Annotated in this window: 27 protein-coding genes; 6 read left to right on the top strand and 21 right to left on the bottom strand. The window is 69.3% G+C overall.

The features are described from left to right. Positions 1-24: 24 nt before the first annotated feature. A complete protein-coding gene (locus ACLBW1_RS05060; protein WP_447810461.1) occupies positions 25-1,527 on the bottom strand; it encodes an aldehyde dehydrogenase family protein in 1,503 nt (500 codons plus the stop codon). 118 nt (positions 1,528-1,645) lie between these two features. Here ACLBW1_RS05060 and ACLBW1_RS05055 point away from each other — a divergent pair, with 118 nt between their 5' ends. The 3 genes from ACLBW1_RS05055 to ACLBW1_RS05045 all read left to right on the top strand — a co-directional run bounded on the left by ACLBW1_RS05055 (position 1,646) and on the right by ACLBW1_RS05045 (position 4,423). After that, positions 1,646-2,032, top strand: coding sequence for a hypothetical protein (locus ACLBW1_RS05055; protein WP_447810460.1), 387 nt, complete (start codon positions 1,646-1,648; stop codon positions 2,030-2,032). Between the two features lie 274 nt (positions 2,033-2,306). Continuing rightward, on the top strand, positions 2,307-3,824 hold the full coding sequence (locus tag ACLBW1_RS05050; protein WP_447810458.1) for a DUF222 domain-containing protein: 1,518 nt from the start codon (positions 2,307-2,309) through the stop codon (positions 3,822-3,824). A gap of 5 nt (positions 3,825-3,829) precedes the next feature. Next, complete coding sequence (locus tag ACLBW1_RS05045; protein ID WP_447810457.1) at positions 3,830-4,423, top strand: class I SAM-dependent methyltransferase; 594 nt, start codon at positions 3,830-3,832, stop codon at positions 4,421-4,423. A gap of 107 nt (positions 4,424-4,530) precedes the next feature. On the opposite strand, the gene ACLBW1_RS05040 is transcribed toward ACLBW1_RS05045, so the two are convergent. From ACLBW1_RS05040 to ACLBW1_RS05030, 3 genes are read right to left on the bottom strand one after another with little or no spacing between them, the layout of a single operon-like run. Further along, entirely contained in the window at positions 4,531-5,685 is a 1,155-nt protein-coding gene (locus ACLBW1_RS05040) for an acetyl-CoA C-acetyltransferase (RefSeq protein WP_447810456.1), read from the bottom strand. Positions 5,686-5,702: 17 nt separating this feature from the next. After that, positions 5,703-6,512: an SDR family oxidoreductase gene (locus ACLBW1_RS05035; protein ID WP_447810454.1), complete on the bottom strand. Its 810-nt coding sequence runs from the start codon at positions 6,510-6,512 to the stop codon at positions 5,703-5,705. After that, complete coding sequence (locus tag ACLBW1_RS05030; RefSeq protein ID WP_447810452.1) at positions 6,509-7,762, bottom strand: acyl-CoA dehydrogenase family protein; 1,254 nt, start codon at positions 7,760-7,762, stop codon at positions 6,509-6,511. The genes ACLBW1_RS05035 and ACLBW1_RS05030 overlap by 4 nt, the downstream gene beginning before the upstream one ends. Positions 7,763-7,828: 66 nt before the next feature. Here ACLBW1_RS05030 and ACLBW1_RS05025 point away from each other — a divergent pair, with 66 nt between their 5' ends. Further along, positions 7,829-9,409, top strand: coding sequence for a FadD3 family acyl-CoA ligase (locus ACLBW1_RS05025; protein ID WP_447810450.1), 1,581 nt, complete (start codon positions 7,829-7,831; stop codon positions 9,407-9,409). 18 nt (positions 9,410-9,427) lie between these two features. On the opposite strand, the gene ACLBW1_RS05020 is transcribed toward ACLBW1_RS05025, so the two are convergent. The 14 genes from ACLBW1_RS05020 to ftsH all read right to left on the bottom strand — a co-directional run bounded on the left by ACLBW1_RS05020 (position 9,428) and on the right by ftsH (position 21,975). Next, positions 9,428-9,760, bottom strand: a complete 333-nt coding sequence (locus ACLBW1_RS05020) for a histone-like nucleoid-structuring protein Lsr2 (RefSeq protein ID WP_447810448.1) — start codon at positions 9,758-9,760, stop codon at positions 9,428-9,430. A 159-nt stretch (positions 9,761-9,919) separates the two neighbouring features. Next, the gene (gene lysS / locus ACLBW1_RS05015; protein WP_447810447.1) at positions 9,920-11,449 is read right to left on the bottom strand and encodes a lysine--tRNA ligase; all 1,530 of its coding nucleotides are present in this window, start codon (positions 11,447-11,449) and stop codon (positions 9,920-9,922) included. Between the two features lie 24 nt (positions 11,450-11,473). After that, a complete protein-coding gene (locus ACLBW1_RS05010) occupies positions 11,474-11,914 on the bottom strand; it encodes a rhodanese-like domain-containing protein (protein WP_447810446.1) in 441 nt (146 codons plus the stop codon). A gap of 83 nt (positions 11,915-11,997) precedes the next feature. Then, positions 11,998-12,831 (bottom strand): type III pantothenate kinase, encoded by an 834-nt coding sequence (locus ACLBW1_RS05005; protein WP_447810445.1) that lies wholly within the window; start codon positions 12,829-12,831, stop codon positions 11,998-12,000. Positions 12,832-12,836: 5 nt separating this feature from the next. Beyond that, a complete protein-coding gene (gene panD / locus ACLBW1_RS05000) occupies positions 12,837-13,253 on the bottom strand; it encodes an aspartate 1-decarboxylase (RefSeq protein WP_447810444.1) in 417 nt (138 codons plus the stop codon). A gap of 6 nt (positions 13,254-13,259) precedes the next feature. Continuing rightward, positions 13,260-14,201: a pantoate--beta-alanine ligase gene (gene panC / locus ACLBW1_RS04995; protein ID WP_447810443.1), complete on the bottom strand. Its 942-nt coding sequence runs from the start codon at positions 14,199-14,201 to the stop codon at positions 13,260-13,262. Next, positions 14,198-15,148 (bottom strand): Rossmann-like and DUF2520 domain-containing protein, encoded by a 951-nt coding sequence (locus tag ACLBW1_RS04990; RefSeq protein ID WP_447810442.1) that lies wholly within the window; start codon positions 15,146-15,148, stop codon positions 14,198-14,200. Before ACLBW1_RS04990 ends, panC begins: the two co-directional genes overlap by 4 nt. 136 nt (positions 15,149-15,284) lie before the next feature. Further along, on the bottom strand, positions 15,285-16,376 hold the full coding sequence (locus ACLBW1_RS04985; RefSeq protein ID WP_447810441.1) for a DUF6779 domain-containing protein: 1,092 nt from the start codon (positions 16,374-16,376) through the stop codon (positions 15,285-15,287). Positions 16,377-16,470: 94 nt separating this feature from the next. Beyond that, a complete protein-coding gene (locus ACLBW1_RS04980; protein WP_045824514.1) occupies positions 16,471-17,010 on the bottom strand; it encodes a DUF3180 domain-containing protein in 540 nt (179 codons plus the stop codon). Then, complete coding sequence (gene folK, locus ACLBW1_RS04975) at positions 17,007-17,543, bottom strand: 2-amino-4-hydroxy-6-hydroxymethyldihydropteridine diphosphokinase (protein WP_447810440.1); 537 nt, start codon at positions 17,541-17,543, stop codon at positions 17,007-17,009. The genes ACLBW1_RS04980 and folK overlap by 4 nt, the downstream gene beginning before the upstream one ends. Further along, the gene (gene folB / locus ACLBW1_RS04970) at positions 17,540-17,917 is read right to left on the bottom strand and encodes a dihydroneopterin aldolase (RefSeq protein ID WP_447810438.1); all 378 of its coding nucleotides are present in this window, start codon (positions 17,915-17,917) and stop codon (positions 17,540-17,542) included. The genes folK and folB overlap by 4 nt, the downstream gene beginning before the upstream one ends. Continuing rightward, positions 17,910-18,812, bottom strand: a complete 903-nt coding sequence (folP, locus tag ACLBW1_RS04965; protein WP_447810437.1) for a dihydropteroate synthase — start codon at positions 18,810-18,812, stop codon at positions 17,910-17,912. The genes folB and folP overlap by 8 nt, the downstream gene beginning before the upstream one ends. A 51-nt stretch (positions 18,813-18,863) precedes the next feature. Beyond that, complete coding sequence (folE, locus tag ACLBW1_RS04960; RefSeq protein WP_447810436.1) at positions 18,864-19,478, bottom strand: GTP cyclohydrolase I FolE; 615 nt, start codon at positions 19,476-19,478, stop codon at positions 18,864-18,866. Between the two features lie 97 nt (positions 19,479-19,575). Beyond that, positions 19,576-21,975 carry an ATP-dependent zinc metalloprotease FtsH gene (ftsH, locus tag ACLBW1_RS04955; RefSeq protein ID WP_447810435.1) on the bottom strand — a complete coding sequence of 800 codons (2,400 nt, stop codon included), beginning with the start codon at positions 21,973-21,975 and terminating at the stop codon, positions 19,576-19,578. A gap of 192 nt (positions 21,976-22,167) precedes the next feature. Here ftsH and ACLBW1_RS04950 point away from each other — a divergent pair, with 192 nt between their 5' ends. Together ACLBW1_RS04950 and ACLBW1_RS04945 are read left to right on the top strand one after the other, a co-directional pair. Next, complete coding sequence (locus tag ACLBW1_RS04950) at positions 22,168-23,250, top strand: isocitrate/isopropylmalate dehydrogenase family protein (protein WP_447810434.1); 1,083 nt, start codon at positions 22,168-22,170, stop codon at positions 23,248-23,250. Between the two features lie 21 nt (positions 23,251-23,271). Beyond that, positions 23,272-23,757 (top strand): PPOX class F420-dependent oxidoreductase, encoded by a 486-nt coding sequence (locus tag ACLBW1_RS04945; protein WP_447810432.1) that lies wholly within the window; start codon positions 23,272-23,274, stop codon positions 23,755-23,757. 243 nt (positions 23,758-24,000) lie between these two features. On the opposite strand, the gene bluB is transcribed toward ACLBW1_RS04945, so the two are convergent. The 3 genes from bluB to hpt are packed head-to-tail and all read right to left on the bottom strand — an operon-like array spanning position 24,001 to position 26,635. Then, positions 24,001-24,672, bottom strand: a complete 672-nt coding sequence (gene bluB, locus ACLBW1_RS04940) for a 5,6-dimethylbenzimidazole synthase (protein ID WP_447810431.1) — start codon at positions 24,670-24,672, stop codon at positions 24,001-24,003. After that, complete coding sequence (locus ACLBW1_RS04935; RefSeq protein ID WP_447810430.1) at positions 24,669-26,042, bottom strand: amidase; 1,374 nt, start codon at positions 26,040-26,042, stop codon at positions 24,669-24,671. The genes bluB and ACLBW1_RS04935 overlap by 4 nt, the downstream gene beginning before the upstream one ends. Before the next feature lie 11 nt (positions 26,043-26,053). Beyond that, positions 26,054-26,635 (bottom strand): hypoxanthine phosphoribosyltransferase, encoded by a 582-nt coding sequence (gene hpt / locus ACLBW1_RS04930; RefSeq protein WP_447810429.1) that lies wholly within the window; start codon positions 26,633-26,635, stop codon positions 26,054-26,056. Positions 26,636-26,659 lie beyond the last annotated feature (24 nt).

Raw genomic sequence — 26,659 nt, 5'->3', positions numbered from 1 at the left:
GTCGCCCGACCTGCCCGTCGCCGGTCAGCGGTTCTTGCGCGTCGCCCGCCGCGTGATCCACTTCCACATCGACAGCTGCAGGTTCGTCGATCGGGTGTCGCTCTTGGTGAACGGAGCCGACATCAGCTGCCCGAAGCTGATGGGCATCCGCGAGTGGGTGACCGCGCGGGCGTGCGAGAACGTCGCGAAGCCGAATTTGCCGTGGTAACTGCCCATCCCGCTGCCACCGACACCGCCGAACGGGAGTTCGGCGCTGAGCAGGTTGAGCGCGAAGTCGTTGCCGTTCACCGATCCCGAACGCGTCGATCGCTGCAACGTCTCGTAGCGCTCGTTGTCGGGGCCGAACCAGTAGATGGTCAACGGATGCCCGTGGCCGTTGATGTGGCTGACGGCCTCGGACAGGTCGCGGTAGGGATAGAGGGTCAGCACGGGCCCGAAGACCTCGTCCTCCTCGATCTTCATGCCTGCCTGGACACCGGTCAGCACGGTCGGCGGGATCTTGCGGGCGGCGGCGTCGGGCAGCTTCTCGCCCGGCGGGACCACCTGCCGCTTCTGCGCGCCGAGGCTCACGGCGTCGTCGATCAGATCGACGATGCGGGTGTAGTTCTTCTCGTTCACCGTCGAGGTGAACTGATCGTTGTGCAGGATCGACGGGTAGTTCTCGCGCCACCGCGCGACGATGAGGTCGGTGAAACGCTGCAGGTGGGCCTCGGGCACGAAGGCGTAGTCGGGGCACAGGCAGACCTGACCGCTGTTGACCATCCGGGCGTCGGCGAGACGCTTGGCCGCGTCCTCGATGTCGGCGTCGACGTCGATCACGACCGGGTTCTTGCCGCCGAGCTCGAGGGTGACCGGCACCAGGTTGCGGCCCGCCTCGGTGGCGACCGAGGCGCCCACCCCGGGCGACCCGGTGAAGAACATGTGGTCGACCTTGAGCTTCGCGAAGTCCGATCCCGACCCGTGGGCGCCGGTGAGGACCGCGAACTCCTCGAGCGAGAAGTAGTCGGGCGCGTGCTTCGCGAGCACCGCGGTGGTGCGGGCGGTCACCGACGACGGGCGCATCATCACCCGGTTGCCGGCCGCGAACGCCGAGCCGGCCGGTACCACGGTCAGCTGCAACGGGAAGTTCCAGGGACCCATGATGCCGACGACGCCGAGCGGATCGTGCCGGATGCGCTGGGAGAACCCGGCCGCGCCCATCGCCTTCGCGACCTTCTCGGTCTTCATCCACTGCGCGACGTGTTTGCGCTGGTGGGCCAGGTCGATCATGCAGCCGGCGACGTCGGTGGCGATCGACAGGTCGCGCGGTCGGGTGCCGAAGTCGGCGTCGAGCGCCTCGGCGATCTCCTCGGCGTTGTCGAGGAGCAGGGCCGACAGTCGGTTGATCCGATCGATGCGGGTGGCGGCGTCGGGGATGCCGTCGCGCAGGAAGGCCGCGCGCTGCAGTTCCAGGAGTTGATCGAGCGACCGCTCGTCGGCCGACCGGAAGTGCGCGGCCGGGGCCTTCTGCGTGCTGGGTGTGCTCATGCGGGTCGATCTCCTTCGATCGTCAATGACACAAACTCATCGATGTGTTGCTTTGCAGTATGCGCCACATCACACCACCTGCGCCACCGGGTGCGGTCGGACCGTAGAGTTCGGCCTCATGAGAGACCTGCTCCCGGTGATCGGACTGTGGTCGCTCGCGGTCGGCGCCCTGTCGGGCTTCGCGATGGTGCTCGTCGTCGACAAACCGCAGTACCTGCACAGGGTCGGCATCAAACATCACCGCCGCGTGTTCCAGACGCACCTCGACTGGATCCTGATGGGGCTGCTGCTGATCGCTGTCGGACTCGTCGCGACCGACACACCCGCCTGGGTGCTGGTGCTCGTCACCATCGGCGCGATCGTCAACCCGCTGCTGTTCGTGCCGCTGGCCTTCGAGGAGAAGATCCAGGAGACGCTCGCCTACCGCGCCGTGTCGGGGTTGTCGTTCGTGTCGCTGTCGGCGGGCCTCGTCGCCGTCGCCGTCGCACAGACCATCGCCTACTGACAGCGGAGACGGCCGGTGGTGCTGACTGTGCGGAAACGGCCGGTTGTGCTGACTGTGTGGAAACGGCCGTCGAGTGTGCTCGCCGCACGACGTGAGCCGACATCGAGACAACGCACACTCGGCGACCGGCTTCCGCACCGTCAGCGATAGTAGAACGCAACCAGACGAGCGAAATGCACCAGCGTTCAACACTATTCACCACATTCAATCGCCCACCCCTCGAACATCCGTGCTAGGATAGATGTACAGATCCACCTGGGGAGGGGACAGGCCGATGAACAGCATTCAATCGGATTACGCTGCCCTGGAACAGATTGTGGACCGAATCCTTTCCGCGGACTCCACCTCGTGCACCGACGAGGAGGTCGCGGATCTCGCCATCCGCAACGAGCGCATCACCCGCCAGCTGGAAGCCGCCGGCAATCGCCGGATCCTCGAGGTGTCCGACCGCGACGCCCACCGCGCCGTCGGTTGCGTGAACCTGGCCGAGTTCCTGAGGACGACACTGCGCGTGACGCAACCGAAGAAGCGCCTGAAAGAAGTGCAGGCGCTCGAACCGATGCACGCCATGACCGGAGAGAAGCTGCCGCCGGTGTGCCCGAACACGGCACGCGAATTGGCCACTGGCGCGATCGGCCCCGACCACGTCCACGCGGTCCTCGACGTGATGAACAAGATCCCGTCGGCGGTCGATGAGGAACAGCGGGCGCGAGCCGAGGAAGTCCTGGCCGACTTCGCGACCACGTTGACGCCGAAAGAGATCGGCGCCGCCGGCGTCCGGATACTCGCCCACCTCGACCCCGACGGACAACTCACCGACGACCGCGACCGCGCACGAAATCGCAAACTGAACCTCGACTGCCAGGACAGCCAGTTGATGTCGAAGCTCACCGCCACCCTGGACCCGACCACGCGCGCACTGTTCGACGTCGTCCTTGCGAAGTGGGCCGCGCCGGGGATGAACAATCCCGACGATGACCAGTCCCCGAAAGGCGATCACACCGACGCCGACCCCGAACTCCTCCGGGAAGCCGCGGATCGAGATTGCCGGTCGCAGTCCCAACGCAACCACGACGCGCTCAAAGCCATTCTCGATGCAGCCGTCAACGGTGGCCTGCTCGGCGGATCTCACCGAGGGTTACCGCCACAGATCATTGTCTCCATCACCGACGCCCAACTCCGTGAACACGCCGGCGTCGCACGCACCGCGGCCGGTAGCGATCTACCGATCGGTGACGTCGTGAAGCTGGCCGCCGACGCGCAGCCCCACCTCGCGGTGTTCAGCGACATCACCAACGAACCTCTGTTCTTCGGCCGCTCACGTCGGTTGGCATCACAGGCACAACGGCTGATGGCGTTCGCGCAGTACCGCGGTTGCAGCAAAGACGACTGCGGTGTCCCGTTCGCGCACACCGAAATGCATCACGCCGAACAGGGTTGGGCTGACGGTGGGCTCACCGACTCCACCCACCTGGCCCCCGCCTGCGGACCCCACAATCGAGCCGTCGGTTCCGAACCGCACCAGTGGTCGACGGAAAAGATTACCGACGGCCCCGACAAAGGCCGCTACGGCTGGCGACGCAACACCGACACACCCGATCAGCTCCGCGCCAACCGACTACACCGCATCGACGAAGTCCTGCAACGGGACTCGACGCGAACCACGGACCAACCGCCACCGCCGGTGTCCGACGTGGAACACCAGCTCGCCCGCCTCGCGGCCGAGCGGCCCCCGCGTGCCCCACGCATCGACATCACCTGGCGGGATGCTCCGCTGTACCCCGCCGCCTAGCGGCTATGCGCCCACGCTGGAATCACAACATCCACTACCACCGGCTGATACTCGACGCAGTCCCGGCCGGTGCGCAGACCGCACTCGATATCGGTACCGGAAACGGGCTGCTGGCAGCCGAACTCGCTGGTCGCGTGCCGTCGGTGACCGGGATCGATCTCGACGAGCCGGTGCTGGCGTCGGCGCGCAGGGAATCCAACGCAGTCACGTGGGTGTCAGGTGACGTGATGACGCACCCGTTCGAGCCCGAATCGTTCGACCTGGTGGCCTCGATAGCGACACTCCACCACATTCCCGATGTCGATGCCGCGCTCGCACGGTGCGCCGAACTGACGGCACCCGGCGGGGTGGTCGCGATCGTCGGGCTCGGTCGGACGTCGCGGCCGCGCGAGATGGCGCTACACCTCGCTGGACTCGTGCAGCACCAGTACCTGTCGCGTCGACGAGGGCTCTGGGAACACACCGCACCGATCGTGTGGCCGCCTCCACACACCTACACCGAGATTGAGGCCGCGGCACGACGGACCATGCCTGGCGCCACGTTTCGGTTGCTCCCGATGTGGCGCTACCTCATCGTGTGGCGAAAACCCCCACGCTGAACAACGTTGATGCCCAACCGCGGCGTTCACCTGCCCAACTGCGGTCGTTATGTGCCCAACTGGCGAGAACAACGGCCCAACTGGCGAGAACGACGGCCCAACTGGGGCTAGAGGCGTTCGATGATGGTGACGTTCGCGGTGCCGCCGCCCTCGCACATCGTCTGCAGGCCGTAGCGGCCACCGGTGCGTTCGAGTTCGTTCAGCAGGGTCGCGAAAAGTTTCGCGCCGGTGGCGCCGAGCGGGTGACCGAGGGCGATACCGCCGCCGTTCGGGTTGACCCGGGCGGGGTCGGCGCCGGTCTCCTTCAGCCAGGCCAGCACGACGGGCGCGAAGGCCTCGTTGATCTCGACGACGTCGATGTCGTCGATCGACAGCCCGGTCTTCGCCAGGGCCCATCTGGTGGCCGGGATGGGCGCCGAGAGCATCATCACCGGGTCGTCACCGCGCACCGAGAGATGGTGGATCCGCGCCCGGGGGGTGAGGCCGTACTGCGCGAGAGCCGCCTCCGACACCACGAGGGTGGCCGCGGCGCCGTCGCAGATCTGCGATGCGACGGCGGCGGTCAGCGATGATCCCTCGGCGAGGACCTTGAGCCCGGCCATCGTCGAAAGCGATGTCTCGCGGGGACATTCGTCGACCGTGCAATCACCCAGCGCAACAGTCTCGTTGGCGAAACGACCGTCGGCGATGGCCGCGAGCGCCCGCTGATGGGACTGCAGCGCCCAGGACTCCATGTCCTCGCGGCTGATCTCCCACCGCTTGGCCATCATGTCGGCGCCGGTGAACTGGGAGATGTCGGCGTCACCGAAACGCCTCTCCCAGCCGGTGGATCCGGTGAACGGGGTGTCGAAACCGTACTCCCGGCCGGCCAGCATCGCCGCCGAGATCGGGATGGCACTCATGTTCTGCACGCCGCCGGCGAGCACCACGTCCTGCGTTCCGCTCATCACCGCCTGCGCGGCGAAATGGATTGCTTGCTGCGACGATCCGCATTGACGGTCGATGGTGGTCCCGGGCACGCCGAGCGGCTGCCCGGCGGCGAGCCAGGCCGAGCGGGCGATGTTGCCCGCCTGCGGTCCGATGGTGTCGACGCAACCGAAGATCACGTCGTCGACGATGTTCGGGTCGATCCCGGAGCGCTCGAGGACGGCGTTGATGACGTGGGCACCCATGTCGGCCGGATGCGCCTTGGCGAGTGAGCCGTTGCGTTTGCCGACCGGTGTCCGGACGGCGTCGACGATGTAGGCCTGCGGTTGTGACATCGGGAGTTCCCTCTCGTTCAGGCGCGTTGGCTGGAGATCGAGACGATCTCACCGGTGAGGTAGGTGGTGTAGTCGCTGGCGAGCATCGCGATGGTGGCGGCGATCTCCCACACCTCCGCGGCCCGGCCGTAGGCCTCGCGGGAGGCCAGTTCGTCGAGCAGCTCGTCGCTGGTCACCTTGGCGAGGAACGGGTGCCTGGCGATCGACGGCGCGACGGCGTTGATGCGCACCCCGTGTTCGGCGGCCTCGATCGCCGAGCACCGCGTGAGTGCCATGACACCGGCTTTGGCGGCGGCGTAATGGGATTGACCGCTCTGCGCCCGCCATCCCAGCACGGAGGCGTTGTTGACGATGACGCCGCCGTGCGGGGCGGCGGCGAAGTACCGCAGCGCCGCGCGGGTGGCCCGGAAGGTGCTGTTCAACGTGATGTCGAGGACGCGGTCCCACTGATCGTCGGTCATCTCGATGATCGGGGTCTCGCCGCCGAGTCCGGCGTTGTTGACGAGCACGTCGATCCGACCGAGCTCGCGTGCCGCGATGTCGATGAGCTCGTCGACCTGACTGGTCTGTGACACATCGCAGACCGCCTGTGCCACCGTCTGATCCGGGAACTCACCGACGAGTTTCTCGACGGTCTCGCCGAGACGTCGCTCGTGGAAGTCGCTGACGAGGACGTCGGCGCCCTCGAGCAGCGCACGGCGTGCGGTGGCAAACCCGATGCCGGTGCCCGCCGCGGCGGTCACCACCACCTTGCGGCCCGCGAGCAGTCCGTGGCCGCCGATCTCCTCGGGCGGCACCGACAGGTCGGCGGGGGACGTGTCGCTCATGGTCGCGCCTCTCGCGGCAGGCCGAGCACCCGTTCGGCGATGATGGTGCGCTGGATCTCGTTCGAGCCACCGTAGATGGTGTCGGCGCGGCTGAAGAGGAACAACCGCTGCCAGGGGCCGAGCTCGACGCGTTCGGGCGCGCCGATGTCGTTGGCGACGCCCTCGCTGGTGTGGTCGGGGGCGATCAGTCCTCGCGCTCCCTCGATCGCCATCGCCAGCTCACCGAGATCGCGATGCCAGTTGGCCCACAACAACTTCGACACCGACGCCTGACCACCGGCACCGCCGGTGTCGACCGTGGCGAGGGTGCGCAGGGCGTGGGCGCGCATCACCTGCAGACCCACGTGCGCGGTCACCAGTCGCCCGCGGATATCGGGGTCGGTGGTGGCGCCGGTCGTCTTCGCCAGGTCGATCAATCTGTCGAGTTCCCGGGCGAAGCCGACCTGCTGGCCGAGGGTCGAGACGCCGCGTTCGAACTCGAGGAGCCCCATCGCGACCTTCCACCCGTCGCCGGGGGCGCCGACGATGAGATCGGCGTCGGTGACGGCGTCGTCGAAGAACACTTCGTTGAATTCCGATGTGCCGGTGAGCTGTTGGATGGGTCGCACGGTGATGCCGGGTTGGTCGAGCGGGACCAGCAGGAATCCGAGGCCGTGGTGTCGCGTCGAGCCGCGCTCCACGCGGCACAGCACGAACACCCACTGCGCGACGTGGGCCAGTGACGTCCAGATCTTCTGACCGTTGATGACCCAGCGCCCGTCCTCGAGTCGCGCGGTGGTCGCGACCCCCGCGAGGTCGGATCCGGCGCCGGGTTCGGAGTAGCCCTGCGCCCACAGCTCGGAGACGTCGGCGATCGGCGGCAGGAACCGCTCCCGCTGGGCGTCGGTACCGAAGGCGATGAGCGTGGGGCCGAGCAGTTCCTCGCCGAGATGGTTGACGCGCGCGGGCGCATCGGCGCGGGCGTATTCGGTGTGGAACGCTATGCGTTGGGCGAGAGTCGCGTTGCGACCGCCGTGTTCGATCGGCCAGCCCAGGCATGTCCAGCCCGAGCGGGCCAGGTGCCGGTCCCATTCGAGGCGGCCGGCGAAGAACTCGTGTTCACTTCCGGGGCCGCCGCGACCCACCAAGGGCGCGAACTGCCCCGTCAGGTTCTCGCGCAGCCAGGTGCCGACCGACGACGCGAAATCGTCCACCGATCCCGGATGTCGACCCAGGTCGACACCTCGGTCGGCAAGATTGGTCGCAGTCATGGGCCCTAGCGTAACCTACCAAGCACTTGCTTGTTTTTGCTGCCTCGTGACCCGAAGGAGAGCCGCGTGACGAACCCGCAGACCAGCGTCGCCGCAGTGCGCGCGGTCGCTGCCGAACACCCCGACGGTGTCGCGATCATCGACGACCAGTGGGGCGAGGACGTCACGCTCACCTGGTCGGAGCTGCTGGCCGCGGTCCGCACCTTCGCGGCCGCGCTCGTCGAACACGACATCGCCGCGGGCGACCGCGTCGCGATCTGGTCGCCGAACAGCCTGCACTGGCCCATCGCGGCACTCGGCGCGCACTACGCGGGCGCGACGCTGGTCCCGCTCAACACCCGCTACACCGCCGCCGAGGTGATCGACGTCCTGGTGCGCACCCGGGCACGCGCGGTGGTGGTGGCCGGGGCGTTCCTCGGAACCGACCGACTCGCCGACCTGACCGAACGGGTCGATCTCGCGACCGACACCGACGTACGGGTCGCGGTCCGGATCCGTCTCGACCCCGACGACGCCCGCGGCCCCGGCATCGACTGGAACGACTTCCTCTCCAGCGCGACCGAGGGTGCGCGGGCGCAGGCCGACATCCGCGCCGACGCGGTCGCGCCCGATGACCTGTCCGACATCCTGTTCACTTCGGGCACCACCGGACGCAGCAAGGGTGTGTTGGCCGAGCACCGACAGTCGATGGCCGGCGCGTACGCGTGGGGCGCCAACGGACGCCTGTCCCCCGACGACCGCTACCTGATGGTCAATCCCTACTTCCACACCTTCGGCTACAAGGCGGGCATCCTCGCGTGCACGCTCTTCGCGACCACGATGGTGCCGCTGGCGGTCTACAGCGCACAGTCGGCGATGACCGCCGTGGAACGACACCGGGCATCGGTGTTCCCGGGTGCACCGACCATCTTCCAGACCATCCTCGACGACCCCGCACGGGCTACGGCGGACCTGTCGTCGCTGCGCCTGGTGGTCACCGGCGCGGCGATCGTGCCGGTGGTGCTCATCGAGCGCATCCAGCGCGACCTCGGCGTCGACACCGTCATCACCGCCTACGGGCTCAGCGAGGCAAGCGGGTTCGTGTCGACGTGCACCCCCGACGACGACGATCTGACCGTCGCGACGACGTGCGGTCGGGCGTTCGAGGGCATGGAGATCGCGCTGTCGGATGCCGGGGAGGTCCTCACGCGCGGCGCGATGGTGATGCGCGGCTACCTCGACGACCCCGTCGCGACGGCCGAGACGATCGACGGTGACGGATGGCTGCACACCGGGGACATCGGCACCATCGACGATCGGGGCAATCTGTCCATCACCGACCGACTCAAGGACATGTACATCTGCGGCGGATTCAACGTCTACCCCGCCGAGGTCGAACAGACCCTGACGCGTATCGCCGACGTGACCGAAGCCGCGGTGATCGGTGTACCCGACGAACGACTCGGAGAAGTCGGTCGCGCATTTCTCACGGTGCGCTCAGGCGTGACGATCGATGTCGACTACGTGATCGAACACTGCCGTTCCACCCTGGCGAATTTCAAGATCCCACGCAGCGTGATCGTGATCGACGAATTCCCGCGGAACGCAGCCGGAAAGATTCTCAAACGCGAACTTCTGGACCGGACTGCGAATTCGGGAACGAAATAGTTCAGCACAGAAGTGCGGTCAGTGCGCCGCGTTGTAGAGCTCGACGATGTCGCTCGAGACCCGACCCCGCGCCGACACGCCGTGCCCGTTGCGGCGCGCCCACTCGCGGATCGCGGCGCTCTGGCCTGCGTCGACACCGGTGGATGTGGCGGACGACCGGCCACGACGCTTGCCGCCGACCCGGCGAGCGTGCTCGACCCATGCGTCGATCTCGGCACGCAGGCGTGCCGCGTTCTCGGCGGAGAGATCGATCTCGTAGCTGATGCCGTCGATCCCGAATTCCACGGTCTCATCGGCCGATGCGGTGTCGTCGACGTCATCCACCAGGGTGACCGTCACCTTTTTCGCCATATTGCTGCCCCCACCATGAAATGTCTCGACTCGTACGAATTGTCGCGGGTGGGCGGCGAGAACACTGGTCAGTGCCCCGGATACAACCCCCCGGCCGAGTCCCACTGTAACCACATATCGAGGACACGACAATTGTCGGTGGGGAAAGACCCCATCAATTCATTCGTTCGGCTTCACGAAGGGAAACAGGATTGTCTCCCGGATTCCCAATCCCGTCAGTGCCATGAGAAGTCGGTCGATACCCATTCCGGTACCGGTGGTCGGAGGCATCCCGTGTTCCATCGCGGTGAGGAATTCCTCGTCGAGGACCATCGCCTCGTCGTCCCCGGCCGACGCGAGTCGCGCCTGGTCGACGAACCGCTCCCGCTGGATCACCGGATCGATCAACTCCGAGTAGCCGGTGGCCAGTTCGAAACCGCGGACATAGAGGTCCCACTTCTCGACCACGCCGGGGATCGACCGGTGGTCGCGGGTCAGCGGCGAGGTCTCGACCGGGAAATCGCGGACGAAGAACGGTCGGTCGATGTGCGTGCCGACCTGGTGCTCCCACAGTTCCTCGACGAGCTTGCCGTGGCCGTATCCCTTGTCACGCGGGACGGCGAGACCGACCTTCTCGGCGAGGGCCATCAGGGTCGCCACCGTGGTCTCCGGGGTGATCTCGGTGTCGAGCGCCTCCGACAGCGACGGGTACATCGAGATCGTCAGCCATTCACCGGACAGGTCGTAGACCGTGCCGTCGGCGAGCGTGGGGGTCAGGGTGCCCAGCGCGCGCTGTGCGACGTCCTGCACCAGCTCGCGGGTCATCACCGCAGAGTCGTCGTAGGTGCCGTAGGCCTGATAGGTCTCGAGCATCGCGAACTCGGGCGAGTGGGTGGAGTCGACACCCTCGTTGCGGAAGTTGCGGTTGATCTCGAAGACGCGCTCGAGGCCGCCGACCACACAGCGTTTGAGGAACAGCTCCGGCGCGATCCGCAGGTACATGTCGATGTCGAGGGCGTTGGAGTGGGTGACGAACGGCCGGGCCGCTGCGCCGCCGTGCTGGGCCTGCAGCATCGGTGTCTCCACCTCGATGAAGGCGCGCTCCTCCAGCGCCGCACGGAGCTCACGGATCACCGCGACGCGGGTACGCGCGGTGTCGCGGGCGGCGGGACGCACGATGAGGTCGATGTAGCGCTGTCGGACACGCGCCTCCTCGCTGAGCTCCTTGTGCGCGACGGGCAACGGCCGCAACGCCTTCGAGGCGATCTGCCAGGCGTCGGCCATCACACTGAGCTCACCGGTGCGCGAACTGATCACCTCGCCGTGGACGTAGACGAAGTCGCCGAGATCGACGTCGGACTTCCACGCCGCCAGCGCCTCCTCACCGACACCGTTGAAGCTGATCATCACCTGCAGCTGGGTCCCGTCGCCCTCCTGCAGGGTGCCGAAACACAGCTTTCCCTTGTTGCGCACGAACATCACTCGTCCGACGACGCCGACCTGTGTGCCGGTCGCGTGGTCGACGGGCAGGTCGGGGTGCTCGGCGCGGACCTGCGCCAGCGAATGGGTGCGCGGGATCGACACGGGGTAGGCCTGTCCGCCGTCGGCGAGGATCCGGGCGCGCTTCTCGCGTCGGATGCGCAGCTGCTCGGGCAGGTGGTCGGCGGTGTCGGTGGCGTCGGGGCCTGGGCCGGGGGAGGTGTCGGTCACCCGCACGACCCTATCGGCCCCGGCTCAGTGGGCCGAGATCACCGCGAGATCGCGACGCTGCGATGCGCTCAGCGGGCGAGAACCGACGTCACGGGTGGCGCGAAGCGCACGGTGGCCACCGAGCAGGAACCGCGCACCGTGGACCCCGCGGGCGTGCAGGTGCCAGGTGAGCCACTCGGCGTCGTGTCCATCGGTGCCGACCAGCAGCCAGCGGGTGTCGGTGGTGACACCGCGCAACGACTCGACGGTGTCGGGGACGAGGCGGTCGACGACGATCGCGGAGTCGATCGCCAGGGCGCCGGCGATCACGCCGTGCGTGTCGCGCTCGCGCTGGCCGCGGATGTCGACGACGCGGTGACCTGCGGCGACGGCCGGGGAGAACTCATCGACACGCAGCGACAGCACGCCGATGCGAGCGCTGGTGACGGGGTGGGAGATGCGCGAGACGGGTGCCAGGACAGGCATGGGAGACCTCGAGGTGAGATGTGCGGGCAGCAGGAAGGGTGGGGGCTGTCAGCCCCGACAACACTCCGCGCCACGACACGTCATCACGGGGCAGAGTCTGCCACAGGTCCACGCTTGCGCGCACGCGCGGAGTCGTTCTGCCGCTCGAACACCAGACGCAGACCCTCCAGGGTCAGGTGGTCGTGGTGGACGTCGAGGGTGCGGCACTCGTCGAAGACGAGCGGTGCGAGGTAGCCGGTCGCGACCACGGTCACGTCGTCGGTGTCGGCGAAGCCGGGGATCTCGCGACGCACCCGGGTCACCAGCCCGTCGACCTGCCCGGCGAAGCCGTAGAGGATGCCCGACTGCAACGCCTCGACGGTGTTCTTGCCCACCACGCTGCGCGGCGGCAGCAGTTCGACCGTGCGCAGTGTGACGGTGCGGGCGGCCAGCGCGTCGACGGCGAGGTCGATGCCGGGGGCGATGGCCCCGCCGAGGAACTCCCCCTTCGCCGACACCACGTCGACGAGGGTGGTGGTACCGAAATCGACCACGATGCACGCCGTTCCGTAGGTGGCTTGGGCGGCCAACGCGTTGGCGACGCGGTCGGTGCCCACCTCCTTCGGATTGTCGACGAGCAGGGCGACGCCGGTGCGCAGACCGGGTTCGAGCAGGACGTGCGGACCCGACCCGAAGTATCGGCCCACCACGACGCGCATCTCGCGCAGCAGTGACGGGACCGTGGAGAGACCGACCACCGACACGACGCGCTCGACGTCGTCGCCGAGCAGGCCCCTCAGGGTCAGCGCCAGCTCGTCGGCGGTCATCCGCGGCTCGGTGCGGATCCGCCAGTCGCGCACGAGGTGCGCGTGGTCGCCTCGGCCGGCGAACACGCCGAGGTGGATGTTGGTGTTGCCGACGTCGAGGGCGAGGAGCATCGCCGCTATCCGACGAGTTCGCGGGGATCGAGCAGGCCCGACCCGACGGGCGCGTGGGCCGGGTCGGTGCCGGACTCGACGATGCGGTTGTCGTCGTCGACGAACACGACGTGCGGACGGTAGGTGGTGAGTTCCTCCGGGCTCAACACCCCGTAGGCGATGATGATGACGAGATCCCCGGGGTGGACGAGATGGGCTGCGGCCCCGTTGATCCCGATCACACCGCTGCCGCGAGGGCCGGCGATGGCGTAGGTCTCGAGACGGTTGCCGTTGTCGATGTCGACGATGGTGACCTGCTCGCCCTCGAGGATGTCGGCCGCGGTGAGCAGGTCGGCGTCGATGGTCACCGAGCCGACGTAGTGCAGATCGGCCTGGGTGACCCGCGCGCGGTGGATCTTCGAGGTCATCATGGTGCGGAACATGTTCTGTCAGTGCCCTTCCGGGAGATCGTCCGATGGGTTCTCCGAGTCGCCGTTGCCGCGGTTGAGGAAGCCGGTGCCGACCGCGACACCGACGTTGTCGAGGAGTCGGGTGGTGCCGACCCGGGCGGCCACGAGGAGTCGGCCGTCACCGTGGTCGGGCGCCGGCCCGAGGTCGACGCCGCGTACCTCGAGGTAGTCGACGTCGATGTCGGGACGCTGCGCGAGGACACCGCGGGCGGTGGAGAGGATGGCCTCGACCCCGCCGGCCGCGGCGTAGGCCCCGGCGACCAGCGCCGCCGACAGTGCTGTCGCCGACTCCCGTTGCGCAGGTGTGAGATAGCGGTTGCGGCTCGACATCGCCAGGCCGTCGGGTTCGCGGACCGTGGGCACCCCGACGATCGCGATGTCGAGGTTGAGGTCGGTGACCATCTGCCGAACCAGGACGAGCTGCTGGTAGTCCTTCTCGCCGAAATAGGCGGCGTGCGGTGCGGCGATGGCGAGCAGCTTCGCGACGACGGTGAGCATGCCCGCGAAATGTGTGGGCCGGGAGGCGGCCTCGAGTTCGGCACCCGCGGGTCCGGGGTGCACGGTGGTGCGGGGACCGTTGGGGTACATGTCGGCCACGGTGGGGGCGAACAGCAGCTCCACCCCCATCTCCTCGCAGATCGCGCGGTCGGCGTCGAAGGTGCGCGGGTAGGCGTCGAGGTCTTCTCCGACCCCGAACTGCAGGGGGTTGACGAAGATCGAGACGATCACCACGGTCGGCCCCTGTGCCTTCGCGGCCCGGATGAGCTCGCGGTGACCGGCGTGCAGTGCGCCCATTGTGGGGACGAGGACCACGCGTTTGCCGGTCGATCGCAGCGCCCGGCTGATCTGGGTGAGCGTCGCCGGATCACGGTGCACCGTGAGCGATCCCGCGACGTAGGGGCGTTGTGGTGCGGTGGTCATCGGTCACCTCTGCGGTGGGTCGAGCCGGTCAGGACGTCGATCAGCGCCGCCGGGGCGTCGGTGCGGGCGGCGGCGCGCAGCGACATGGCGCGGTAGGTCTCGGCGAGATCGGGATCGGCCGAGCCCAGGGCGGCGAGGTGCGCGGCGACGGCGGCCGCGTCGCCCCGTGCCACCGGCCCGGTGAGCGCGGCGGGACCGAGTTCGAGCACGTTCGCCAGTGCCGCCGACACGAGCGGTCCGAGGATCCGCTCGGGCAAACCTGCGGCGAGCGGATCGGGGTCGGCGGCGGAGAAGCCCTCGCCGGCCGACTGCTCGAGGGCGATGCGCAACGCCGCCACGGCGTCGGACACGAGGGCGACAACATGATTCGCACCGTGGGCCAGTGCGGCGTGGTAGAGCGGGCGGGCCTTCTCGGCGACGGCGACGGGTTCGCCACCCATCTCCAGCACCAGGGAGGTGCCGACGGCGTGGCCGATCTCGTCGGCGGCGGTCACGCCGAAGCAGGCCGATCGCAGGCGGGTGATGTCGTCGTCGCTGTCGACGAAGGTCATCGCCGGGTGCAGGGCCAACGGCGTGGCCCCCAGCGCGGTGAGGGGTTCGAGGATCGCGACGCCGTGCGCGCCGGCGGTGTGGGCGACGATCGTGCCGGGGCGGACGGCGCCCGATGCCGCGAGGTCGCCGATGACGGTCGACAGCGCGGCGTCGGGGACGCTGACGATGAGGAGTTCGCTACGGGCGGCGACGGCGGTGAGATCGAGAATCTGCGATTCGGGTAGTCGGCGTGCGGCTCGGAGGCGCGATCGGGGCGACCGGGCGACCACTGCGCCCACCACGTGGTCGGCGCGTTCGAGGGCGGCACCGAGTGCGGTGCCCACCCGACCGGCCGACACGATCCCGACGGTGAGTCGGGCCGGCGCGGGCCAGTTGGCGATACCCGGTGAGGTCACCGATGTCCTCCGTTGGTCGTTCCGGTCCCAGCGATCGGGTACCGGACGTTCTCCGGCGAGGATAGGTCGCCGGTCACCTCAGCGGCCAATGCGTGTGATCGGGGTCACCGGCTCGTCGGACGCCGGTGGCCGGGGCTCAGTCGCGCCGACGGCGGCGGCCGCCGGGGGTGGGCGCGCGGAACTGTTCGATGAGTTCTGACACTGACCGACCGTTGGCGTGTGCACCCGGCTCGGTCTCCGGGGCGCGGTGCCGGTCACGGCCACGCGTGGAGGCGGAGGTGTCCCAGGCGGCGGTGGTGTCGGCGACGGCCTCGGGTTCGGCGGCTGCTTCGGGCTCGGCCACCGGTTCGGGCTCGGCCACCGGTTCGCGCGTCGCGGCGGGCCGCGCCTCGGGCCGCGCCTCGGGCTCCGGCTCCGCGTCGGGCGCAGTCGCTGATGCTGCCGCCGATCGACCGTGCCGACCACTGCCCGCGGCGGGGGCCTCGGGACGGCGCGGGGTCGTGACCGGCGGTGCAGGCGGCTCGGGTGTCGCGGTCGCGGGCGGGGCGGAGGTCGCCCATTCGTCGGTCGGCGTCTCGTCGGTGAACATCGGGGTCTCGGGGGCCACCGGGCCCGGCTCGGTGACCGGTGACGTGGAGATCGGGACCGCGGGGATCGGGGGCACCGGGTCCTGCGCCGGAGCGGTGCCCGCGAAGTCACGTTCGGCCACGACGGTGTCGTCGAGGGTCGCGGTCGGCGGCTGAGGTCCGCGGGTGCGCTCGAGTTCGGGGTAGCGCTCCGTCGACAGCGCGACGCGCTGTTCGGGGAGTTCGCCGACCAGCAGTTCCAGGCTGGAACGCAGAGCCGCGACCTGGGCCTTCAGCTCGTGGAGTTCCTCGTTGGTCTCGGCGCGCACCTCCTTACGGATCTGGGCCTCCACGCCGAGTTCGTACTGTCGACGCGCGGTGATCTCGCGTTCGAGCTGCAGCTCGTAGACGAGTCGCAGGTCGCGGGTCTTCGCCTCGGCCGAATCGGCGAGACGGCGGAACTTGGTGACCAGGATCGCGCCGATCACCGCCGCCCACAGCGCCGCGATGACGGCGAGGCTGGCGACGATGCTGCGGGTCGGGCTGAAGATCATCGCGACGCTCGCACCGATCGCGAGGGCGAGCAGCAACCCCAGCAGGTACTGGGCCGGGCCACGGCGCTGACGGCGTGCGTCGGCCTTGCGGCCACCGGAGGTCGTCATGGGCGTCAACATACCTGCGTTCTCGTGACGGTTGTGCGAGGCCGATCGGTGGTTCCCCGACGAGAGTTCCCACCGAGGCGCTCAGCAGGCGACATCAGACCGCGGGGCCCGAGACGCCGGCGTCGGTGGGATCGTCGGGTGTCCGGCAGCAGTATTCGAGCCAGAGGGCCGCCGCGCCGAGCGCCACCGCACCGATCAACCCGACCACGGCAGACGGGGTGTCGTGGTCGGCGGCCGATGAATCGTTCTGCGCCAGCAGATATGCCAGCAACCCGACCCACACCCCCAGTGCGAGTGCGGCCAGCAGGGCCGACGATTTGGCGAGCGCGAGCACGCGGGCCGCGGTGATCGGGTGCAGTTGTTCGCGGCTCGAGCCGACCTGCGCCCGCGCCACGCGGGATCGCACGACGAACGCGATCACCACCTCCAGCGCGGCGAGGACGTAGAGGATGAGACCGGCGAGCAGGGGCAGCGGCGGCAGCTCGCCGTAGCTGACGCGCACGAGCAGCCACACGACGACCGCGACGACCGCGGCCACACCGAGCAGGTCGCGGACGCGGGTGGGCTTCAGGCCCGGTTCGTCGGGGTCGTCGCCGCGACGATTGCCGCGCGGCCCTGGTCCACGCGTCGTCACGACACACCCCGTGTCGAGGTCGACCACCCGGCGACGTCGCGGCGGCGGACACCGTCGCGCTCGGCCGGGTCGAGGGCGTCGACGAGGTCGGCCACCGCGCGGTCACCCGCCGGGGTCCACAGGGCGGCGCCCGGGTCGGCGTCGAGCCACGGGATCAGCACGAACGCCCGAAGGTGTGCGCGCGGATGCGGGAGGGTCAACACGGGGTCGTCGCTGACGACGACCTGCCCGTCGATGCTCGCGGTGATGACGTCGACGTCGAGTGTGCGCGGACCCCAGCGGGTCTCGCGGGTGCGCTGGGCGGCGCGTTCGAGCGTGAAGCCGGTCTCGAGCCAGTCGGCGGGTGACCGGTCCGGGTCGTCGACCACGAGGACGGCGTTGTCGAAGTCGTCCTGGGCCACCGGACCCCACGGCGGGGTCGAGAACACCGCCGACACCGCCACGAGGTGCTCGGCGACGCGATCGCGCACCGAGGCGAGCAGTTCGAGACGGTCGCCCATGTTCGACCCGATCGACAGGACCGCTCGACTCATCGGTCCCCTCGCGGCGAGCGCGAACGCCGCGCGATGACGGCGACGTCGGCAAACGTCAGCGGGATCGGCGCCGACGGCTTGTGCAGCGTGACCTCGCAGGCCGCCACCCGTTCGTCGCGCATGATGTCCTCGGCGATCTCGGCGCTCACCGTCTCGATGAGGTCTCGCGGTTCGCCGGCGACGATGTCGTGGGCCCGCTGCGCGAGACCGCCGTAGTCGACGGTGTCGGCGAGGTCGTCGCTCGCCGCGGCCGGGCGCAGGTCGAGCCACAGCACGAGGTCGACGACGAAATCCTGTCCGTCGCGGCGCTCGTGGTCGAACACACCGTGGTGACCGCGAACGGTCAACCCGCGCAACTCGATCCGGTCAGCCATCCACCCGTCCTCGCCGTCCACCGTCGTTCCACGCCGTCGCGACCGCGATGGCGTCGCGACTCGAGACCACATCGTGCACCCGCACACCCCACGCCCCGTTCATCGCGGCCAGAGCGCTGATCGCCGCGGTGGCGACCTCGCGTCCGGCCGGTGGGCGGGGATCGGCGTCGCCGCCGAGCAGCGCACCGAGGAACCGCTTGCGCGATGCCCCGACGAGCACCGGGAACCCCAACCCCACCAGGGTGGGCAGGGCGTGGAGCAGGGCCCAGTTGTGTTCGGTGGCCTTGGCGAAGCCGAGCCCGGGGTCGAGGATCACCGCCCCGGGGTCGACGCCCGCCGACACCGCGGCGTCGACCTGGGAGAGCAGTTCGCCGCTGACCTCGGCGACCACGTCGCGGTAGCCACCGACGTCGTCGACCCGGTGGGCGAAGCGTTGTTCGCCGGTGCGGTCGAGCGCGGGCCGCCAGTGCATGAGGATCCAGGGCACACCCGCGTCGGCGACGACCCGAGCCATGTCGGGATCGGCACGTCCGCCGGACACGTCGTTGACGACCTGCGCACCGGCGGCGACAGCGGCCTCGGCGACCGGGGCGTGCATGGTGTCGACGGAGACCACGATGCCGTCGTCCGACAGCGCGCGTATCACCGGCACGACGCGGGCGATCTCGGTCGCGGGATCGATCCGCACGGCGCCGGGGCGGGTCGACTCACCTCCGACGTCGACGAGGTCGGCCCCCTCGTCGGTGAGGCGGCGGCCGTGGGCGACGGCGGCGTCGGTGTCGAGGTATCGGCCGCCGTCGGAGAAGGAATCGGCGGTGACGTTCAGGACACCGATGACCCTGGTCGCACCGCCGGTGGTGGCGATGGACGCACGACGTGCGGGCTCCGATGACACCCGGTCAGCGTAGGCGAGGGACACCGTGGTGGGGCTCGGTGGGACCGGGAGCTAGCGCACCGCGGAGCGGCGTGAGATCAGGTCGAGTGCCTCACCGCGGCTCACCGCGCTGGTCTTGAACACCCCGCGCACCGCCGATGTGGTCGTCGAGGCACCGGGCTTGCGGATACCGCGCATCGCCATGCACAGGTGCTCGGCCTCGATCACGACGATCACGCCGCGCGGGTCGAGTTTGCGGACGAGGGCGTCGGCGATCTGGGTGGTGAGACGTTCCTGCACCTGTGGGCGCTTGGCGTAGAGGTCGACCACGCGCGCCAGCTTCGACAGGCCGGTGACCTGTCCGTCCTTGCCGGGGATGTACCCGACGTGGGCGACGCCGTGGAACGAGACCAGGTGGTGTTCGCAGGTCGAGTACATCGGGATGTCCTTGACCAGGACCAGTTCGTCGTGACCGACGTCGAAGGTGGTCGCGAGGACGTCGTCGGGTTCGACGTGGAGTCCGCCGAACATCTCCTGATACGCCCGCGCCACCCGCGCCGGTGTCTCCTTCAGACCGTCGCGGTCGGGATCTTCACCGATCGCGACGAGCAGCTCACGCACCGCCGCCTCTGCGCGGGGCTGGTCGAAAGGTGCGACGGCGGCACGGTTCTCTTCGGTTCTGGTCATCAGGAGCTCGCTCTTCTGTGAGTGCCCGCGGTCGCGCTGTGGGTGGGTTGGGTGTGCAATGCGTCGCCGGCCACGGTGGGCCGGCGACGCGGGACGATCATCGCGGCGGCTGGGATCCGTTGCCGTCGCGCGGGGGCCAGCCGGGAGCCGACCAGCCGTCCGGGGCGCCGTAGTCGGGACGCGTCCCGCCGTTGGGGTAGTCGGGACGAGTCCCGCCGTTCGGGGCGTTGTCCGGCGCCGGGTAGCCCGGGTTCTGCTGGCGCGGAACGGGTTGCGGCTCGGGCTGGTGGCCGGGGTTGCCGTATCCGGGCCCCTGGTAGCCGGGGGCGGGGTATCCCTGCGGGTAGCCGGGGTAGGCCTGGCCCTGGCCACCGGGCTGGGGCTGACCGTTGGGCTGGGGTTGACCGTATCCGTTGGGTCCGTAGCCGTTCGGGGCGTTCTGCCCGTACCCGTTGGGGGCGTAGCCGTTACCGCCGTGACCGTTCCCGTTGTGGCCGTTGCCGTTGTAGCCGTTGGGTGCGTAGCCGCCTGCACCGACCGGCTCCTTGCGGAGATCGGGTGCGGGTTCGGGGGGCCACGGCTCACCGCGTTCGATCGCGAGTTCGCCCGGCGTCTTCACCGGCGGCTTGTCGCTGGGGGTGCGGTCGCCGAACTCGTCGAACGTGGTGATGCGCGGGCGCTTCTCCACGTTGGAGAAGATGACCTCGAGGTCCTTGCGGGTCAGCGTCTCTCGTTCGAGCAGCTGGGTCGCGAGGTCGTCGAGGGTGTCGCGGTACTCCGAGAGGATGGCCCACGCCTCGGTGTGCGCGGCCTCGATGAGACGACGGACCTCGTCGTCGATCTCGGCGGCGACCTCCGAGGAGTAGTCGCTCTGGTTGCCCATCGAGCGGCCGAGGAACGGGTCGCCCTGCTCCTGGCCGTACCGGACGGCACCGAGCTTGGCGCTCATGCCGTATTCGGTGACCATCGCGCGGGCGATCTTCGTCGCCTGGTCGATGTCGGACGACGCGCCGGTGGTCGGCTCGTGGAACACGAGCTCCTCGGCGGCGCGGCCACCCATCGCCATGACGAGACGAGCGATCATCTCCGAGCGCGTCATCAGGTCCTTGTCCTGCTCCGGCACGGCCAGCGCGTGACCGCCGGTGCGCCCGCGGGCGAGGATGGTGACCTTGTAGATCGGGTCGAGATCGGGCATCGCCCACGCGGCGAGGGTGTGCCCACCCTCGTGGTAGGCCACGATCTTCTTCTCCTGCTCGCTGATGATGCGGCTCTTGCGGCGCGGTCCACCCACGACGCGGTCGACCGACTCCTCGAGCAGTTCGGCGGTGATCGTGGTGCGGTTCTCGCGCGCGGCGAGCAGGGCCGACTCGTTGATGACGTTGGCCAGGTCGGCACCGGACATACCGGGGGTGCGCTTGGCGAGACCGTCGAGGTCGGCGTCGGGGTCGATCGGCTTGCCCGCGGCGTGCACCTTGAGGATCGCCTTGCGACCGGCGATGTCGGGGTTGCCGACCGGGATCTGCCGATCGAAGCGGCCGGGACGCAGCAGCGCGGGGTCGAGGATGTCGGGGCGGTTGGTCGCCGCGATCAGGATGACACCCGAGCGCTCGCCGAAACCGTCCATCTCGACGAGGAGCTGATTGAGCGTCTGCTCGCGCTCGTCGTGTCCGCCGCCCAGGCCGGCGCCGCGCTGGCGTCCGACGGCGTCGATCTCGTCGACGAAGATGATGCAGGGACTGTTGTTCTTCGCCTGCTCGAACAGGTCACGGACACGCGAGGCGCCGACACCCACGAACATCTCGACGAAGTCCGAACCGGAGATGGTGAAGAACGGGACGCCGGCCTCGCCCGCGACGGCGCGCGCGAGCAGCGTCTTGCCGGTGCCGGGAGGGCCGTACAGCAGGACGCCGCGCGGGATCTTGGCGCCGAGCGCCTGGTAGCGCGCCGGGTTCTGCAGGAAGTCCTTGATCTCGTAGAGCTCCTCGACCGCCTCGTCGGAACCGGCGACGTCGGCGAACGTGGTCTTGGGGTGATCCTTCGACAGCTGCTTGGCCTTGGACTTGCCGAAGCCCATCACCCCACCCTTGCCGCCGCCCTGCATACGACTCATCACGAAGAAGAAGAGGCCGAACAGGATCAGCATCGGGAGGATGAAGATCAGGATCTGCCAGAGGGCCGATTCCTGCGTGACGTTGGTCTGGTACTTCGCGCCGGATTCGCGCACGGAGTCGAAGACGAACTCGCTGCCCCGGGCCGGGTACTTCGCGCTGATCTTGGTGGCGCCGTCGACGGAGTCGCGGAGTTCGAGACGGATCTGTTGCTCGCGGTCGTCGATCTCGACGTTCGACACGTTTTTCGTGTTCAGCTGGGTGAGGGCGACGGACGTGTCCACGCTCTTGTATTCGCGATCACCGTCGCGCAGGAAGGTCCACCCCCAGATCGCGAGCACGATGACGGCAACGATGGCCAAATTGCGGAATACAGTCTTACGGTTCATCACGTCCCAGCCGGCGCCGGCGCGTCCCTTCGATGTAGGTACACCTGAACTGTCAGGCTACCTGTCAACGTCGCGGCACGACGCAGCGTTCCCGGACGGCGGTACGACCTTCCGGCGAAGCGGACTCGCAGGTCAGCGGTCGCCCGGGACATCGGAACGGCCGCAGCAGGCCGATCGAGGAGGCCCGTCCACATGACCGCACGCCGCATCGACGTGGTGACGATCCCCGGCGACGGCATCGGACCCGATCTGGTGGCCGGGGCCGTCGCGGTGATGCGCTCGGCGGCCAGGCGCGTCGGCGTCGAGCTCGACATCGAGACCATCGCCGCAGGTGCAGAGGTTTTCCGGGCCACCGGATCAGCGTTTCCCTCCGATCGCCTCGACCGTCTACGTGTCGCGGACGGGGTTCTGAAGGGACCCGTCGGCCTGCCCGGGGTGCGCCATCCCGACGGCACCGAGGCCGGGGTGCTGGGCGGCATCCTGCGCACCGGACTCGACACCTACGCCAACGTGCGGCCCATGCGGCTGCTGCCGGGGATCACCGGCGCGACCCGGCACGCACCGGGTGAGATCGATTACGTCATCGTGCGCGAGAACACCGAGGGCCTCTATCTGTCCCGCGGCAACGGTGTCGCCACCGCCGAGGCGGCCGTCGACCAGTTGATGGTGACCCGGGTCGGCGTGGAACGCGTCGCGCGCCACGCGTTCGAGCTGGCCCGCGGTCGGTCCGGTGCGCCGCTCGACGGCGTCCGCCGGGTGACGTGTGTCGACAAGAGCAACGTGCTGCGCAGCTACGCCCTGTTCCGGTCGGTGTTCGACGACGTCGCCGCCGGATACCCCGACATCGACGCCGAACACCTCTACGCCGATGCCGCCGCCCACGACCTCGTGGTGCGGCCCGGGCGGTTCGACGTGCTCGTGATGGAGAACTTCCTCGGCGACATCCTCAGCGATCTCGGCGCGGGGACGGTCGGCGGGTTGGGGATGTGCGCGTCGGGCAACATCGGCGACGCCGCGGCCTATTTCGAGCCGATCCACGGCAGCGCACCCGACATCGCCGGCACCGACCGCGCCAACCCGCTGTCGCAGATCCTGAGCGCCGCGATGTTGTTCGATCACGCGGGCGTCGGTGACGCCGCAGACCTGATCCGGGACGCGGTCGTCGACGCGCTCGGTGCGGCGACGCTGCGGATCGGCCCCGACGGATGCCCGGAGGGCGGCACCTCTGCCGCGGTCGCGGAGATCGTCCGCCGCCTCGAGACCCCGGACTCGTAGCCGTTGGCTACCGTGGATCGGGTGGCCAGAAACATAGCGACCAACGACCGCGTCGAGCTCGACGAACTCCTCGACTTCGTCCGCACCCGACACAACCTGATCCTCTCCACGACCCGTTCGGACGGCACCCCGCAGATGTCGCCGGTGACCGGCGGTGTCGACGGCGAGGGACGCATCGTCATCTCGACCTATCCGGGCCGGGCGAAGACCCGCAACGCCGAGAAGCACCCCGAGGTGTCGGTGCTGGTCCTGTCGTCCGAGTTCAACGACGCCTGGGTGCAGGTCGACGGGACCGCCGAGGTGCTGCACCAGCCCGAGTCGCTCGAGGGACTCGTGGAGTACTTCCGGTCGATCTCGGGTGAGCATCCCGACTGGGACGAGTACCGCGCGGCGATGGCGACACAGAACAAGTCGCTCATCCGCGTCACCCCGACCCGCTGGGGACCCATCGCGACCGGTGGCTTCCCGCAGGACGTCGCCGACAAGCTCGACGCCCAGGACTCCTGACCCTCACCCCGCCGATCGGGCAGTTACGTGCGTCGATCGAGCAGTTGTCTCCGTCGATCGGGCAGTTACGTGCGTCGACCGGGCGGAAACGGTTCGGCCCGGGGCGTGCGGAGACGGCAAGTGCCCGATCGATCGTTGTAAGTGCACGGTCGGCGAGGTTGAGTGCCCGATCGATCGCTGAAAGTGCACGGTCGGCGAGGTTGAGTGCCCGATCGATCGCTGTGAGTGCACGGTCGACGCGGTTTACTGCCCGGTCGGCGGGGTGGGCCAGCGGTCGGTGAAGACGAGGTCGGCCAATGGACGTTCGGTGGCCCATCCGGTCTCGACGAGCATCGGGCGCTCGTAGAACTCCTCGACCGGCCCCAGGCACAGGACCGCGACCGGCTCGGCGCCGCTGGGGAATCCGAGCAGCTCGCCCAGCGCGGCCGGGTCGAACAGCGACACCCAGCCCATCCCGTAACCCTCGGCGCGCGCGGCGAGCCACAGGTTCTGGATCGCGCACGACACCGACGCCAGGTCCATCTGCGGCATCGTGCGGCGACCGAAGACGTGTCGTTCGCGGTGGTCGCCGAGTGCGACGACGAGTACCTCGGCCGCGGCGGAGATGCCCTCCACCTTGAGCGCCATGAAGTCGTCGGACCGCTCCCCCAGCGCGTCGGCGGTCCGGATCCGCTCGTCCTCCACCAGGTCTCGGATCGACGCGCGGACCTGCCGGTCGGTGATGCGCACGAACCGCCACGGCTGCATCAACCCGACGCTGGGCGCGTGGTGGGCGGCCTCCAGCAGACGCGTCAAGACGTCGTCGGGTAACGAGCCACCGGCGAAATGGCGTATGTCGCGGCGCTTCTCGATCACCCGGTAGACCGCGTCACGGTCGGCGGGCGCGAACGGGTCGCACGGTCCGGGAGCGGTCACAGCCCGTCGAAGCCGGGGGCGATGCGTGGCCACGGGTGGGCCTGTTCGATCTGCGCGGCGAGCCCCAGCAGGGTGGCCTCGCTGCCCGGACGGCCGAAGACCTGCACGGCCATCGGCGTCTTCGACGCCGGGTGGATCCCGAAGGGGACCGACATCGCCGGCCACCCCAGCAGGTTGATCAGCCCGGCGAACGGCGCGTAACCGATGTTGGCGTACATGTTCGCGAGCCAACCGCGCCCACTCCACCGCGCGGCGTCGATCGGGGGCCGGGCGAGCATCGGGGTCATCGCGACGTCGGCTCCGGTCTCGTCGAGGTAGCGCTCGACGCGGGCCACGGTCGCGGTCTTCTGCTCCTCGGTGACCAGGCCGCGACGGTTCACGATGCGACCCAGCGCGGTGTGTCGGCGGCTGCGCTTCTGCAGCTGCCGCAGATCGCCACCCTGACCGGCGATGTCGTCGGCGTCGGCGGCCGCTCCCCCCACCCACCGCAGCATGAGCGGCGCGGGGTTCGTCGGATACGGCATGTCGGCGGTGCTGACGCGGTGGCCGATCTCGGCGGCGACCCGCGACGCCGCGGTCAGCGTGGCCGCCCAGTGCGGATCGGTGGCACCGATGGCGAGCGGGAAGTTCTCGGCCACCACGATGTGCAGCGCGGCGGCGTCCGTGCCGGTCGCCGCGGTGGCCAGCGACATGTCGTCGGCCATCACCGCGAGTACGAGACCGGCGTCGGCGACGGTGGTGGCGAGCGGGCCGTTCTCGGCCATCCCGTACCAGCCGTTGCCGCCGACCTGCGGCGGGACGACGCCGGCACCCGGCTTGATGCCGAACAACCCGCAGTCGGCGGCGGGGATACGGATGGACCCGAGGCCGTCGTTGCCGTGCGCCACCGGCACCTGCCCGCTGGCGACCGCGGCCGCCGAGCCACCCGACGACCCACCCGCCGTGAGGTTCCGGTTCCACGGGTTGCGGGTGATGCGATCGGGGCTGTCGGTCGCGCCGAAGAGACACAGCTCGGGCACGGCGGTGATCCCGACGACCACGGCGCCGGCGGCGGTCAGCCGCGACACGATCGTGTGGTCGGCCGGCTGCGGATCGTGCACGGTGGCACGCGATCCGATGGTCATCGGCTCACCGGCGACGGCGACGTTGTCCTTGATCGCGATCGGCACACCGGCCAACGGCAGCGACCCGAGGTCGGTGCGACGAGACAGTGCGGTGGCCTCGGCGCGGGCGGCGTCGGCACGGACACGAACGAAGGCGCCGACGTCGGAATCGCGGGCCGATATCCGTGCCAGCGCATCGTCGACGGACTGCTCCGGGCTGACCCGCCCGGCGGCGACGTCGGCGGCGAGGTCGATCGCGGTGGTCATGGCCTGCGACCTCAGCCCTGGTAGACGTGCGGGTTCAACCGGCCGATGTAGGGCAGGTCGCGGTAGCGCTCGGCGTAGTCGAGCCCGTAGCCGACGACGAACTCGTTGGGGATGTCGAAGCCGACCTCGGCGATGTCGACGTCGCGGCGGGCGGCGTCGGGTTTCCGCAGCAGAGTGCACACGGCGATCGACTTCGGTTGCCGTGCACTGAGGTTCTTCAGCAGCCACGACAGGGTGAGCCCGGAGTCGATGATGTCCTCGACGATGAGCACGTCGCGGCCGGCGATGTCGCGGTCGAGGTCCTTGAGGATGCGCACCACACCCGACGACGACGTCGCCGAGCCGTAGGAGCTGACGGCCATGAACTCCATCTGCGACGGGATCGGCAGGGCCCGCGCGAAGTCGGTCATGAACATGATGGCGCCCTTGAGGACGCCGATGAGGACCAGGTCGTCGTCGATGTCGGGGTAACGGGCCGCGATGGCCTGCGCCAGCTCGTGGGTGCGCTCGGCGATCTGCGCCTCGCTGATCACCACCGCCTCGATGTCGTCGCCGTAGGGGTCGCTCCCGTAACGGTCACGATTCTCGGTCACCGCATCAGCCCTCTCGCCGTCGAC

The sequence above is a fragment of the Williamsia sp. M5A3_1d genome (genome assembly GCF_053345315.1).
This window is presented reverse-complemented; position numbering and strand designations above follow the sequence as displayed.

What these genes read in the sequence shown, in the direction of transcription:
- panD (WP_447810444.1), bottom strand. Translation starts at nt 13,253, where the DNA reads ATGTTCCGCACCATGATGACCTCGAAGATCCACCGCGCGCGGGTCACC.
- ACLBW1_RS05030 (WP_447810452.1), bottom strand. Translation starts at nt 7,762, where the DNA reads ATGACTGCGACCAATCTTGCCGACCGAGGTGTCGACCTGGGTCGACAT.
- ACLBW1_RS05020 (WP_447810448.1), bottom strand. Translation starts at nt 9,760, where the DNA reads ATGGCGAAAAAGGTGACGGTCACCCTGGTGGATGACGTCGACGACACC.
- folE (WP_447810436.1), bottom strand. Translation starts at nt 19,478, where the DNA reads ATGACCAGAACCGAAGAGAACCGTGCCGCCGTCGCACCTTTCGACCAG.
- ACLBW1_RS05005 (WP_447810445.1), bottom strand. Translation starts at nt 12,831, where the DNA reads ATGCTCCTCGCCCTCGACGTCGGCAACACCAACATCCACCTCGGCGTG.
- folK (WP_447810440.1), bottom strand. Translation starts at nt 17,543, where the DNA reads ATGAGTCGAGCGGTCCTGTCGATCGGGTCGAACATGGGCGACCGTCTC.
- ACLBW1_RS05060 (WP_447810461.1), bottom strand. Translation starts at nt 1,527, where the DNA reads ATGAGCACACCCAGCACGCAGAAGGCCCCGGCCGCGCACTTCCGGTCG.
- folB (WP_447810438.1), bottom strand. Translation starts at nt 17,917, where the DNA reads ATGGCTGACCGGATCGAGTTGCGCGGGTTGACCGTTCGCGGTCACCAC.
- ACLBW1_RS05050 (WP_447810458.1), top strand. Translation starts at nt 2,307, where the DNA reads ATGAACAGCATTCAATCGGATTACGCTGCCCTGGAACAGATTGTGGAC.
- ACLBW1_RS05010 (WP_447810446.1), bottom strand. Translation starts at nt 11,914, where the DNA reads ATGCCTGTCCTGGCACCCGTCTCGCGCATCTCCCACCCCGTCACCAGC.
- ACLBW1_RS04985 (WP_447810441.1), bottom strand. Translation starts at nt 16,376, where the DNA reads ATGACGACCTCCGGTGGCCGCAAGGCCGACGCACGCCGTCAGCGCCGT.
- ACLBW1_RS04935 (WP_447810430.1), bottom strand. Translation starts at nt 26,042, where the DNA reads ATGACCACCGCGATCGACCTCGCCGCCGACGTCGCCGCCGGGCGGGTC.
- ACLBW1_RS05055 (WP_447810460.1), top strand. Translation starts at nt 1,646, where the DNA reads ATGAGAGACCTGCTCCCGGTGATCGGACTGTGGTCGCTCGCGGTCGGC.
- panC (WP_447810443.1), bottom strand. Translation starts at nt 14,201, where the DNA reads ATGACCACCGCACCACAACGCCCCTACGTCGCGGGATCGCTCACGGTG.
- ACLBW1_RS05035 (WP_447810454.1), bottom strand. Translation starts at nt 6,512, where the DNA reads ATGAGCGACACGTCCCCCGCCGACCTGTCGGTGCCGCCCGAGGAGATC.
- ftsH (WP_447810435.1), bottom strand. Translation starts at nt 21,975, where the DNA reads ATGAACCGTAAGACTGTATTCCGCAATTTGGCCATCGTTGCCGTCATC.
- ACLBW1_RS05040 (WP_447810456.1), bottom strand. Translation starts at nt 5,685, where the DNA reads ATGTCACAACCGCAGGCCTACATCGTCGACGCCGTCCGGACACCGGTC.
- ACLBW1_RS04950 (WP_447810434.1), top strand. Translation starts at nt 22,168, where the DNA reads ATGACCGCACGCCGCATCGACGTGGTGACGATCCCCGGCGACGGCATC.
- ACLBW1_RS05045 (WP_447810457.1), top strand. Translation starts at nt 3,830, where the DNA reads ATGCGCCCACGCTGGAATCACAACATCCACTACCACCGGCTGATACTC.